Raw genomic sequence first — 12,506 nt, forward strand, 5'->3', positions numbered from 1 at the left:
CATTTGACTCGATTATCCGTGAGCCGACGATCAAGGCCGATGCGTCTTGACCGTCTCATAGATGAGCCTGAGACCCAGGCCGCCGATGACCAGCGCGGTCACCCGGTCGATCCAGGCTTTGGCTCTGACATAGGCCGAGCGTGGACGGTGCGATGAGAAGACGAAGCTGACGACCGCATACCACGACGTTTCGATGAGGAAAATCAACGGCGGCAAAGCGAGGATCATCCAGGCCGGCACGTGCGGCGGCAGCAAGGCCGCAAAGACGCTGGCATAGGCGACGGCGGTCTTGGGATTGCTGAGCTGGGTCATCAGGGCGACCGAGAAGGATCGCCGCAGCGAGTTGGACTTGAAGGCGGCCGTCTGCGGAATGGTGACGGGTTCACGCGCGCCGCGCCAGATCCGGATGGCGAGATAGATCAGATAGGCCCCACCGGCGAGCTTGAGCACCATATAGAGCCATTCGACCTGGGCGAGCAGCGCCGTCAGGCCGAGCAGCGCGATAGTGCCGAACAAGGCGCCGCCGAGCCCCATGCCGATGGCCGCGGCAAGGCCGTCGCTCCGCGACAGGGCGATCGATGTCCGCAGCACCATCACGAAGCTGGGGCCGGGGCTGATCGCCCCGATCAGCACGGCGCCGAGAATGGCCGCTATGATGCCGAGTTCGCTCATCACATTGTCGCTCCGATCTGCCAGGGCACATATTCATTGTCGCCATAGCCGAGCAGCTCCGATTTGGAGCGCTCGCCCGAGGCCACCTTCAGGATCTTCTCGAAGATCTCCCGGCCCTTCGTCTCGATCGGCACGCCGTCGAGGATGTCGCCACAATTGATGTCCATGTCGTCGATCATGCGCTCATAGATCGGCGTGTTGGTGGCGAGCTTGATCGAGGGCGTCGGCTTGCAGCCATAGGCGGAGCCCCGCCCAGTGGTGAAGCACAGGATATTGGCGCCTCCCGCCACTTGCCCCGTGGCCGAGACCGGATCGTAGCCGGGCGTGTCCATGAAGACGAAGCCCTTGGCGGTGACGGGCTCGGCATAGCGATAGACGGCGGTCATCGTCGTCGAGCCGCCCTTGGCGGCAGCGCCCAGGGACTTCTCCAGGATGGTCGTGAGTCCGCCGAGCTTGTTGCCGGGCGAGGGATTGTTGTTCATCTCCATCTGGTTGCGCTTGGTGTAGTCCTCCCACCAATGGATGATGTCGACCAGCTTTTCGCCCACCTCGCGATTGATGGCACGCCGCGTGAGGAGATGCTCGGCGCCATAGATCTCGGGCGTCTCCGACAGGATGGCGGTGCCGCCATGGCGCACCAGGATGTCGACCGCTGCTCCCAGCGCCGGATTGGCGGTGATCCCCGAATAGCCGTCGGAGCCGCCGCATTGCAGCGCCAGCAGGAGCTCCGAGGCCGGGATGGTCTCGCGTCTCACCCTATTGACGGTGGGCAGCATCTCTTTGATGGCGGCGACCCCGGCATCGACCGTCTTCTTGGTGCCGCCGGTCTCCTGGATCGTCATGGTGCGGAAGGTTTCGCTCTCGGTGACCTTATAAGCCTCCTTGAAGCGCGGGATCTGGAAGCCTTCGCAGCCGAGACCCACCATGACGACGCCACCCATATTGGGATTGGTCGCATAGCCCCAGCTGGTGCGCTTCAGAGTGTCGAAGATGACGCCGCGATAGTCGATGACGCAGCCATTGGCCTGGGTCAGCGCCACGACGCCGTCGATATTCGGATAGTCCTTGAGGATGCCTGAGCGGTTGATCTCCTCGGCCATGAATTTGGACGCCGAGGCCGAGCAGTTCACGCTGGTCAATATGCCGACATAGTTGCGCGTGCCCACCTTGCCATTGGCGCGGCGATAGCCCTGGAAGGTCGCCTGCTGCGCTGTGGGCAGGATGTCTTCCGGCTTTGCCTCGGTGCAATAAGCATAGTCGCGGGCGAAGTCATGCATCTCGACATTGTGCTCATGCACCCATTCGCCGGGCGTGATCGGGGTCTTGGCGAAGCCTATGACCTGGCCGAATTTGCGGATCGGTTCCCCTTGCGCGATCTTCTGGGTCGCCATCTTGTGGCCGCGCGGGATGCGCGCCTGGGCGACGGCGCCCGAAGTGCTGGCTCCCTTCTCGACATTGTCGACGGCAACGACGATATTGTCGACCGCGTTGAGTCGGATGACGCGGGGTTCTTTGCTGGCGGGCTCGACGATCTTCATGGGTGGCGGTTTTCTCAAGGGACAAGGGTTGAAAAGCTTTGACTTCCCCTCGGCATGTCCATACTAACATGTTAGCATGATTGCCAAAGGAAAATCCTACGATTTTCTTGAGAATATCCGGGGTGAGAAGCGCGGCGGCGCCACCGCCCGGGTGGTCGAGGCGCTCCGCAACGCCATCGTCATGCACGCTTTCGAGCCGGGCGCCGCCCTCGACAAGGCCAAGCTCTGCGAAAAGCTCGGCGTTTCGCGTTTTCCCGTATCGGAAGCGCTGGCCCGGCTCCAGGCGCAAGGCCTGGTCGAGATCCAGCCGCAGCGCGGCACCACGGTTTCCCTGATCCGCTTGTCGGACGTGCGCGAGAACATGTTCCTGCGCAAGGCGCTCGAGGCCGAGGCGGTGAGGCACCTTGCCGGCATGATCGATGGGGATACGCTTGACCGGCTGCACGCCAATCTCGCCGACCAGAAGCAAGTGGCGGCAGAGGGCGACAAGCAGGATTTCCACGCGCTCGACCTCGCCTTCCACGACACATTGCTCTCAGCCTTGGGCTTTCCGCGCGTCAAGGCGGCAGCCGAATCCGCAAGACTCGCCCTCGACCGCGTCAGGCTCCTCCTCGCCTCGCCCCGGCGCAATACCGAGACCGTGAAGGAGCATGAGCGCATCGTCGCTGGCCTCGAGCGACATGACGGCGCCCTCGCCGCTCTCGCCATGGGCGATCATCTCGATCAGGTGATGACGGAGCTCATGTCCTTCGCGCGCCGCGAGCCCGGGCTCTTCACCGATTGGCAGGACTTGGAAACGGACAGGATGTGATGCGGACAAAGACCTTCAAGGCGCCTTCGGGGGCAGCGATCAAATTCACCGAAATGGGTTTTGGCACGGCGCCGATCGGCAATCTGTTGCGCACGGTTTCCGACAAGGATGCGCAAGCCACGCTCGAGACGGCATGGCTTGCCGGCATGCGGTATTTCGATACGGCGCCTCTCTATGGAGCCGGCCTCTCCGAGACGCGCCTCAACCAGTTCCTGCGCGGCAGGAAACGCAGCGACTACATCGTCTCGACCAAGGTCGGGCGCTTGCTGCAGGTCTCACCGCCGAAAGAACGGCTGGGCATCGGCAAGTTCTTCGATATCCCGTCGCGCCGCGAGATCTACGACTACACCTATGACGGCGTCATGCGCTCGCTCGACTTCTCGCTCGAGCGGCTGGGCCTCGATTCCGTCGAGATCCTCTTCGTGCATGACATCGACATCTTCAATCACGGCACGGCCCAAGCGCGCGACGCCCATGTCGAGACGCTGATGAAGTCGGGCTACAAGGCGCTGGTCAAACTGCGCGACGAGAAAGTCATCAAGGCCTTTGGCGGCGGCATCAATGAATGGGAAGTGGCCGAGATCCTGACGCGGCGCGGCGACTTCGACATCTTCCTTCTCGCCGGGCGCTACACGCTGCTCGAGCAGAAAGCGCTCGCGAGCTTCCTGCCGCTCTGCGAGGAGCGCGGCATCGGCATCGTGCTGGGCGGGCCCTACAATTCGGGCATCCTCGCCACGGGCGCCAGGCCCGGCGCCGTCTATAATTATGCCAGGGCGCCGAAGCACATCCTCGAACGCGTGCGCCGCATCGAGGCCGTGTGCAAGCGCCACAAGGTGAAACTGCCGCAAGCCGCTCTGCGCTTCCCCCTCGCCCATCCTCGCGTCGTCTCGGTCATTCCAGGCGGCATCACGCCGGCGCAGGTCAAGCTCAATGTGAAGACCTTGGGCGCCAAGATTCCCAAGGCGCTATGGCGCGACCTCAAGGCTGAAGGCCTGATGGATCAGAGAGCGCCGGTGCCGAGGTAATGCTCTAAATCTCGCCGAAATACCGCGCCCTGGCCACATCGTCGGATGGCGCCTCGGGTCCTAACCCGGTGGCATCAGGGATGCGGCTTGGATCCTGCGCAAAGAGTGCAAATGCCCGCCTGCGGCGTTGGTCGGCCTCCTCGCCACGTTCGAACAACAAGGTTGTTTCCATGGCTTCGAGCCGCCGCATGCGTCCGTAGAAATCATCATGGTCATCCGCATAGGCTTGAGCCGCGGTCCGCCAGTTCGTGTCCGCGATCAACCGATCGCGTAGCAACCTCACATCGCGCAGGGTTCGCGACAGACCGCGTCCCCAGGTCGGATCGGTGGCCGCTGCGGCATCGCCGATCAGAACCACACCATCGCGGTAGGGCCGCCCGACCCAGCGATGCGATCCATCGAAGCTTGCAAAGGGCCCAACCTGCTGGGCGCGCTCGAACCAATGGCCTGGCGCACCCGCTCCCTGAAGCTGGCGGATCGTCTCTTCGACCGAATGTCGGCCTGACAGGCGCTTCGGCAGAGCATCTTTATGGTAGATCAGATAGATGCGATTACGCCCCGGCGCTATGCGCATCGCGATCACCATTCGTCCGCCGGCTGGATCATAAAAGAGGTTGATTGTGCTCGCTTGGGGTGGAGCGCTGCCCGCCAGAAACTCCGAACAATCGGTCTCGCCTTCCAGGATCATGCCGGCAATGATCAGTTGCTCAGGATCACGCTTGACCTCGAAACCGACAGGCGTTCGCAGCCGCGAGTCACGTCCGTCGGCGAGAACGACAAGACGTGCTGAAAGGCCGGCAGCATCGCTTCCGATGTGGACTCGGGCGGGCTCGCCGGGTGTGACGGCGGCAACCGCCTCCCCACGCCTGACCTCTGCCCCTAAAGCCGCTGCCTCGGCCAGCAGGACCTCTTGCATGGCGGGATGCGGGAAGGTCATGCAGCATGTATTGCCGGGCGTCGTCGCCACAAGATCGCGCACCAAAGCAGCGGCACCGGGTCTGAACCTCGAATAATAGGCGACCTCGATGGCGCAGCTTTTGAGGAGAAGGTTATAGATGCCGAGGCGCTTGGCCTCCAGGCTTCCCCACGGCATGAGGACTTCGCCTCGGATGCGGTCGCGAAACGGGTCCTGGTGTTCGATGATGAGTATCCGGGCCCCGAGCGGAGCCAATGCGATGGCGAGAGCTGAGCCGGCGAGGCCGCCTCCGACAATGATCAGGTCATAATTCACGCGCCCATGCCTCATCCACTCTAAAGGGATGATACACTAAAGCCGGTCCGTCCGATGATTTCCTGGGCAACCAGCTCATCGAGCGTGGTCAGATAGTCGTCAGCGATCCCGAGACCGGCTAGGCTCGTCATTGTCCGGTGAAGATAGGCGGCGCCCGATCCCCCGAAGCCGCAAGCACGCGCGAGCATGTGGGCTTGTTCTTCGATGGACTTCTCGACGAACATCCGGCTCCTGACGGGCTCCGCCCAACAGGCGAGCGCGCGCACCTTTCCCAAACTCGTGTCGGCCTCGATCCAGCGCACCGACTGGAGATCCTCATCGGTATCGACTTCGCGTCTGAGCAGCCGCACCAGTTGGCCGCGACGATCATCATGGGCGAGTTGCAGGACGACGCCTGAGCAAGTGCCACCTTTGCGCAACCCCATCATGAGTCCGGGTTGCTCGGGACTGCCTCGCCAACGTCTGATCTCCATGCAGAACTCGCGCCGCCAGCCCTTGGCCTCGGCAAGGTGCCTGGCCTCGGCATTGAAGGCCGGACTCCACAGCAGCGACCCATAGGCGAAAACCCAGAGGGGACCATCGCTCGCTTCGGCGAGAAATCTATCGGCGGCGGCCTGGTAATCGCCTTCCGAGAAATAAGCGAGCCCCGGCTCCGGACCCTGCTTCGGTTCAGGCCTCTCGCAAAAGGCAACGAGTTCGGGCGAAAGCCGTACCCGCGCTGTCGCTGAGCCATCGAGCATGATCAGTCCCTGCCCCGCCATTTTCTGAGTTCGTAGTACCACATGGCGTCGGTGTCCGAGAGGCCGATCAGATCATGTTCGATCCGGTCGAGCCGGCCTTCGGCCGGCATCGGAGCCCGCGCTGCCTCTTTCGCGAATCCGGGTCCCAGAAGGGTTGATAATAATGTCTGGATGTTCGCCATTGTCGGGGTTCTCCTGCTTGGCTAATGTTTCGCAGGGGAAGAATGCACAGGTTTCGTGAATTGCCCCGGAGTCCGAGCGTGAAACCTTGCCGCCAAAGGCCTGCTGGATGGTCGCCTTTCCGTGAATTCTTCATGAATTCCTATCCGGGCCGGGTGGTTTAGCCATGGCGATGTGGTCGTTGAGGCTCCTCGGAGGCTTCGCGGTCGAGCGGGCGGGTGAACAGGTCGAATTGCACAATCGCAAGGACCGGCTGTTGCTGGGATTTCTTGGCCTGCAATCCGGCCGGCCAGTGTCGCGCGACAGGCTTGCCGGTCTCCTATGGGCGGATCGGGCCGAGGAACAGGCTCGCGGCAGCCTACGCCAGTCCCTGGCCGCGTTGCGGGGCGCCTTTGGCAATGATGCGGACTCCGTGCTTCTCGCCGGCCGCGACAGCGTGAGCGTGAAGCCCTCAGCCTTCAACCTCGATGTCGAGGAGTTTGAACGGAGGGCAGCGGATATCTCGACCCTTGCCGCCTCTCCCATGCTCTATTCCGGTCCATTGCTCGATGGCTTCGAGGCGCCGAGCCCCGAATATGGCCAGTGGCTGTTACCGGAGCGGCAAAGGCTGGAAGACCTCGCGGCATCAGTGGTCGAGCGTCTCGCTACGACCGAAATGAGCCAGCAGGATCTGGCTTCAGCCGTCCGTCTGGCGCGCCGGCTGCTCGATCGCGACCGGCTCAGAGAACCGGTCTGCCGCGCCTTGATGCAGCTGCTGGTGAGAGATGGCAAGCGCACGGAAGCGCTCAAGCTGTTCGCTCAATGTGAAGCAGCTCTCACAGAGGAGCTTGGCGTCAAGGCGGCACCGGAAACGGAGAAAGTCTATCGCGATATCCTCGGCGCTGCGAAACCGGCTGAACCGATAGCGCTCGCCATGCCGGCCGAAGGGCGGCCGTCGATCGCGGTCATGCCCTTCCACAACATCAGTCGGGAGCCCGATCTCGATGTCCTGTGCGAAGGCCTCGCAGAAGACATCACGTCGGGTCTCGGCCGGTTCAGGCTGTTTTCCGTCATCGACCGCTTTTCCTCGGCCGAGATCGCCAAGACCACATCGGACGCTCAGGAGATCGGGAAGCGTCTCGGTGTCGATCTCGTGGTTCAAGGCAGTTTGCAGCGGCCGCAGGACTGTTTGCGCATGACGGTCAAGCTGGTCGACACCGCGACCCGCACGCAGAAATGGAGCGGCCAGTTCAACCTCAAGGCGGCCGACATCTTGTCCGCGCCGGACAAGATCATGGCGGCGGTGCTGCCAAGCATAAATGCGCAAGTCGAGAGCACATTGTTGGAGCGAAGCCGACGCAAGCCGACGCTGGCAGCCTATGAACATCTTCTCGTCGGCATCAAGCATCTCAGGGGCTATGAGCCGGATGACAATAAGCTGGCGATCGAGCATTTCGACAAGGCGCTCGCCGCCGATCCGGGCTTCGCACTCGCCATGGCCTATCGCGGCTTCGCCGACATCGTCTATCACGGTTACGAAGCGACCCCTCCTGATATCCTCGAGGCTGCTGTTGCCCTCATTCGCCGGGCCTCCGTTCTCGATCCCGACGAGCCGCGGATCTGGTGGCTGATGGGGATCGCTTTGACCTATAGCGGTGATCTCGATGGCGAAGAGCAATGCTATCGCAAGTCAGTGGAGCTCAATCCGAGCGATGCCAATGCGCTTACCGGTCTCGCCGTCCTGACGATGATGCGCGGAAAGCGAGAACTCGGATTGTCCATGTACAGAGAAGCGTTCCGGCTCAACCCCTATCACCCTGAGTGGTACTGGGTCGACTTCGGCAGCGCGCTCTATGTCTGCGAAAAATATGAAGAAGCGATCGAAGCTTTCAACCACAGGCGCAATCCGCGTGTGTGGGTGCTGTGCCGCCTCGCCGCCTGCTATGCGCAACTGGATCGGATGGACGAAGCAAGAGCCGTCGTGGAAACAATTATGAAGATGCGGCCGGGCTTCCGCTTGTTGCAAGAAAGAAAAGGCAAGTGGGGGTCCGATAACATAGCGCACTTCCGAGCAGGAATGATCAAGGCCGGCCTGCCGGAATAGGCCGGCAGCGCGTCACATCTGCCCGCTCTCGATCAGCGACTTCACCAGTACCGCTTCCATTTCATGCGACGCCGTCAGCCTGCGCCAGCGGTCGTCATCCATCGCCTCCGAACGCCAGGCGATAAAGGTCAGCACGCATTGATCATCGCCAAGTCCGACATGCCCACCGGGTACCACACGCAACTGGATGCGCGGCACGAGCTTCGAGGCTTCTGCTCCCAGATGATAGTCGATGATGAGACGCGCCTCATCCTTGTCGATGTGCACATAGATGAGGCTGCCGTCGAACAGGCTGGTGCCGAGCACGAGGTCGTCCGGCAATATCTCGGTCTTCCAGGTGCCGAAGGACCAGCGATGAAGATTGCGGACATCGCTCATGCGGGCGAAGACGCCTGCAGCCGAGCTCATCACCGTGACCGATGTGATATGCGACTGCCCGGCATTCATGTGGCGTACCCGTAATCCTGTTCGGCGGCCGCCTCGCTGACCAGGCCCGCATCGATGTCCGCCTTTATCGCCTCGGCGCCACGTTGCTGCGGCCGGCCGAAGCCGCCGCCGCCCGGCAATTCGACGACGAGGCTGTCGCCAACAGGCACGACGTGATTGCCCTTGTCCTTGAGCTTGGGTCCGCTGCCGAGATGGGCGCTGCCCTTGCGCCCGGGGCTGCCGCCTTCGCGTCCCCGGGCAGGATTGTGGATGCGGTCGAAGGTCGCCGCCGAGATGATGAACGGCGTCTTCTCGCGATTGGCGATCTCGATCACCTGGCCGAGCCCGCCGCGGAATTCGCCGGCGCCGCCGGAATCGGGCAGATACTGCTTGCGCTTGAAATAGAGCGGGCATTGCGCCTCGGTGATCTCGGCCGGTATGGCGCCGATGCCGGACGGAAAAGCGGTGGTCGAAAGCCCGTCCTTGCCGGGCCTGCCGCCGATGCCGCCCAGTCCCACATTCGTCACCTGGAAGCGCTGCGCCCCTTCCGTCTCCTTGGCGGAAACCTGCTCATGCGCGCTCGACAGCGATAGGATCCAGATGCTGCCGGCACTTTCCGCCTGCACCTTGCCCGGCAGCGCCTGCGCCAGGCAGCCGAAGGTCGCATCCGCCAGCATCTGGCCGATGACATGGCGCGCCGTGACCGGGCTCGGCCGGATCGGATCGACGCAAGTGCCGGCCTCGGTCACGAGATCGAAGCAGGAGAGCGAGCCGATATTGTTCGGCACATGGGGTGCCACTACCGCCTTGAGGCCGAAGACCGAATAGGCATGCGTATAGGTGCGCGGACTGTTGATGCCGCGCACCGAGGCGGGCGACGAGCCGGTGAAATCGATGGTGATCTTGCCCGCCTTGATGGTGAGCTTGGATTTGATCAGGATCGGCGCTTCATAGCCGTCGAGCGGCATCTCATAGGACCACTCGCCTTCCGGCAGCGCGCGGATCGCCTCGCGCGTCGCCTTCACCGATTGGGTGAGGATATGCTCGGCCAGCTTGTCGATGTCCTTGAGGCCGAATTCCGTCATCATGTCGATGAGGCGCCGTGCCCCCGTGTCATTGGCGCTGACCAGCGACAGGAGATCGCCTCGGACCTCGATCGGGTTGCGCGAATTGGCGAGGATGACTGAAAGCAATTCCTCGTTGATCTCGCCCGCCTTGCGCAGCATGAGATGCGGGATGAGGGTTCCTTCTTCGAACGATGAATACGCTCGCGCCGACATGCCGACGCCGCCGACATCGATGACATGGCAGGTCGAGGCGAAGATCGCGACCGGCTTCTTCCCCAAGAACACCGGCGTCATCACCACATAGTCGAAGAGATGGCCGGTGCCGAGCCAGGGATCGTTGGTGATATAGACGTCGCCCGGCTTCATGTCCTTGACCGGATACCACTGGAAGAAATGCTCGACCGCCGTCGCCATGGTGTTGACATGGCCAGGCGTGCCGGTCATCGCCTGCGCCAGCATGCGACCCTTGGTGTCATAGACGCCGGCCGAGAGATCGCCGGCCTCGCGCGTGATCGTGCCGAAGGCGGTGCGCAAGAGCGACTGCGCCTGCTCCTCGACGACGGCGATGAGCCGGTTCCACATGACTTGCGTGCGGATCGCGGCGAGCGCGTGCTTGGACATCAGCGGCCTCCCTTCGCCCGTTCAAGGACGATATAGCCCAGGCTGTCGATATGGGCCTTGAAATTGGACCCGACCAGCGTCGAGGTCTCGTTCTCGGCGATGATCGCAGGCCCCTTGATGCGTGCACCCGGCTTCATCTCGAAGCGCCAATAGATCGGCATGGATACGAGCTTGCCGACATCGGGATCATAGACCTGCCGCGACTTGCGGGGCTTGGGCGCCGCGGCCGCCTTCGGCCTGCCGGCGCGCTTCACCTGCGGCGGTGCCGAGGACACCGTCACCGACCAGGTCACGGCCTCGATCTCCATCTTGGGGATGATGAGGCCATAGAGCACCTTGTAGAGCTTCTCGAAGGCGGCCCTGAGCTTCGGGCCGTCGGAAGCCTTGAGCTCGCCCACTGGCAAGGGGACCCGGATCTCATGCCCCTGCCCGACATAGCGGAAGTCGGCGATGCGGAGCACCTTGAGCTTTTCACCAGCCACGGCGGGCTCCACCACGCGGCGCGCATCGCGCTCCATCGATCTGAGGAGCCGGTTGGCCGCCGCCGCGTCGAAATCATCGATCGCGATAGCCGCGCTGCGGGTGATCTCATAGGCGATCGGCGCCTGAAGGAAGCCGATGGCCGATCCGACACCGGCGCCGCTCGGCACGATGATCTGGTTGAGCCCAAGCTTTTCGGCGAGATGGCAGGCATGCAAGGGCGCCGCGCCGCCAAAGGCGATCATGGTGCATTGGCCGATGTCTTTGCCGCGCTCGATGGCATGGACGCGCGCCGCATTGGCCATGTTCTCCTCGACGATCTCGGTGACACCGGCCGCAGGCCAGATGCCGTCGAGCTTGAGGGGCACTCCGATGGCGTCCTGCAGCGCCTGCTTGGCACCCGCTTCGTCGAGCGCGATCTTGCCGCCGGCGAAGAAGGCGGGGTCGATCTTGCCGAGGACGACATTGGCATCGGTGACCGCGGGCTCGCTGCCGCCGCGGCCATAGGAGACGGGTCCGGGCGTGGAGCCGGCGCTGTCGGGCCCGACGGTGATGCGCCCGAGCTTGTCGACGCGCGCGATCGAGCCGCCGCCGGCGCCGATCTCGACCATCTCGATGACCGGGATGCGCACCGGCAGGCCCGAACCCTTCATGTCGCGATAGGCGCGCGCGATCTCGAATTTGCGCGCCCGTTCGGGCTCACCGTCGGACAGGAGGCAGATCTTGGCGGTCGTGCCGCCCATGTCGAAGGACAGAACTTCATCGAGCCCGCATTGCCGCGCGATGGTGCTGGCGAGGATGGCGCCGCCCGCCGGCCCCGATTCGACGAGGCGGATGGGAAAGCGCGCCGCGGTTTCGAGCGTGGTGAGCCCGCCGCCCGACATCATCAGGAACAAGGGCGCCTTGAAGCCGCGTCGCGAGAGCTCATCGCGCAGGCGCGCGAGATAGCCCGACATCAGCGGGCGCACATAGGCATTGGCGCAAGTGGTCGAGAAGCGCTCATATTCGCGGATCTCTGGGCTGACCTCGCTCGACAGGCAAAGGGTGACATGATCGTCCAGAAGAGGCTTGAGAATGTCGCGCACGCGTTTCTCATGTGCATCATGTGCGTAAGAATGCAGGAAGCCGATGGCAACGGCGTTGACCCGCTCTTCATTGAGCTTCCGGGCAAGCTCCGGGATGGCGGCTTCGTCGAGCGGCACCAGGACATCGCCATTGACGGCGAGCCTTTCGCGCACAGTGTAGCGCCTCGTCCGCGGCACCAGAGGTGCCGGCCGGTCGATCATCAGATCGTAATGGTCGAAGCGCTTCTCATAGCCCGTCTCCACCACGTCGCGGAAGCCTTCCGTGGTGATGAGGGCGGTCCTGGCGCCCTTGCGCTCGATCAGCGCATTGGTGGCGAGTGTCGTGCCATGGATGAAGACATCGACGTCTCGGGCGGCGACTTTCGCCTCCAGAAGCACGATCTCGATGCCTTCGAGAACGCCGAGCTCGGGTGCCGCCGTCGTCGTCAGCACCTTGCAGCTATGCCGGCGGTTGGCGGTTTCGAGAACGATGTCGGTGAACGTGCCCCCGATGTCGGCGGCAAGCTTGATAGCATGTCGTGCGGCCATGGCCTCTCCCTAGCTTGGA

General features: G+C 63.1%; 11 protein-coding genes. 3 read left to right on the forward strand and 8 right to left on the reverse strand.

Going from position 1 to position 12,506, the window contains the following annotated elements; translation table 11 throughout:
* Positions 1 to 30 precede the first annotated feature (30 nt).
* The gene (locus tag DS839_RS08940) at positions 31 to 672 is read right to left on the reverse strand and encodes a LysE family translocator (RefSeq protein ID WP_119269976.1); all 642 of its coding nucleotides are present in this window, start codon (positions 670 to 672) and stop codon (positions 31 to 33) included.
* Positions 672 to 2,210: a UxaA family hydrolase gene (locus tag DS839_RS08945; RefSeq protein ID WP_119269977.1), complete on the reverse strand. Its 1,539-nt coding sequence runs from the start codon at positions 2,208 to 2,210 to the stop codon at positions 672 to 674. The genes DS839_RS08940 and DS839_RS08945 overlap by 1 nt, the downstream gene beginning before the upstream one ends.
* Positions 2,211 to 2,286: 76 nt before the next feature.
* On the opposite strand from DS839_RS08945, the gene DS839_RS08950 reads away from it, so the two are divergent.
* Both DS839_RS08950 and DS839_RS08955 read left to right on the forward strand, forming a co-directional pair.
* Positions 2,287 to 3,021 carry a GntR family transcriptional regulator gene (locus tag DS839_RS08950; RefSeq protein ID WP_119269978.1) on the forward strand — a complete coding sequence of 245 codons (735 nt, stop codon included), beginning with the start codon at positions 2,287 to 2,289 and terminating at the stop codon, positions 3,019 to 3,021.
* Positions 3,021 to 4,046, forward strand: a complete 1,026-nt coding sequence (locus tag DS839_RS08955) for an aldo/keto reductase (protein ID WP_119269979.1) — start codon at positions 3,021 to 3,023, stop codon at positions 4,044 to 4,046. The genes DS839_RS08950 and DS839_RS08955 overlap by 1 nt, the downstream gene beginning before the upstream one ends.
* Positions 4,047 to 4,050: 4 nt before the next feature.
* On the opposite strand, the gene DS839_RS08960 is transcribed toward DS839_RS08955, so the two are convergent.
* Genes DS839_RS08960 through DS839_RS08970 form a run of 3 tightly spaced genes read right to left on the reverse strand, consistent with a single transcriptional unit; the run spans position 4,051 to position 6,199 of the window.
* Complete coding sequence (locus tag DS839_RS08960; protein WP_162918407.1) at positions 4,051 to 5,277, reverse strand: FAD-dependent oxidoreductase; 1,227 nt, start codon at positions 5,275 to 5,277, stop codon at positions 4,051 to 4,053.
* A gap of 20 nt (positions 5,278 to 5,297) precedes the next feature.
* Positions 5,298 to 6,017, reverse strand: a complete 720-nt coding sequence (locus DS839_RS08965) for a gamma-glutamylcyclotransferase (RefSeq protein ID WP_162918408.1) — start codon at positions 6,015 to 6,017, stop codon at positions 5,298 to 5,300.
* A gap of 2 nt (positions 6,018 to 6,019) precedes the next feature.
* Positions 6,020 to 6,199 carry a hypothetical protein gene (locus DS839_RS08970; protein WP_119269982.1) on the reverse strand — a complete coding sequence of 60 codons (180 nt, stop codon included), beginning with the start codon at positions 6,197 to 6,199 and terminating at the stop codon, positions 6,020 to 6,022.
* A 164-nt stretch (positions 6,200 to 6,363) separates the two neighbouring features.
* Between DS839_RS08970 and DS839_RS08975 the strand changes: the two genes are divergently transcribed.
* Positions 6,364 to 8,280, forward strand: coding sequence for a BTAD domain-containing putative transcriptional regulator (locus tag DS839_RS08975; protein ID WP_119269983.1), 1,917 nt, complete (start codon positions 6,364 to 6,366; stop codon positions 8,278 to 8,280).
* A 12-nt stretch (positions 8,281 to 8,292) separates the two neighbouring features.
* On the opposite strand, the gene DS839_RS08980 is transcribed toward DS839_RS08975, so the two are convergent.
* From DS839_RS08980 to DS839_RS08990, 3 genes are read right to left on the reverse strand one after another with little or no spacing between them, the layout of a single operon-like run.
* Entirely contained in the window at positions 8,293 to 8,727 is a 435-nt protein-coding gene (locus DS839_RS08980; RefSeq protein WP_119269984.1) for a hypothetical protein, read from the reverse strand.
* On the reverse strand, positions 8,724 to 10,394 hold the full coding sequence (locus DS839_RS08985) for a hydantoinase B/oxoprolinase family protein (protein ID WP_119269985.1): 1,671 nt from the start codon (positions 10,392 to 10,394) through the stop codon (positions 8,724 to 8,726). Before DS839_RS08985 ends, DS839_RS08980 begins: the two co-directional genes overlap by 4 nt.
* Entirely contained in the window at positions 10,394 to 12,487 is a 2,094-nt protein-coding gene (locus tag DS839_RS08990) for a hydantoinase/oxoprolinase family protein (protein ID WP_119269986.1), read from the reverse strand. The genes DS839_RS08985 and DS839_RS08990 overlap by 1 nt, the downstream gene beginning before the upstream one ends.
* Positions 12,488 to 12,506 lie beyond the last annotated feature (19 nt).

The organism is Taklimakanibacter deserti, from assembly GCA_003574785.1.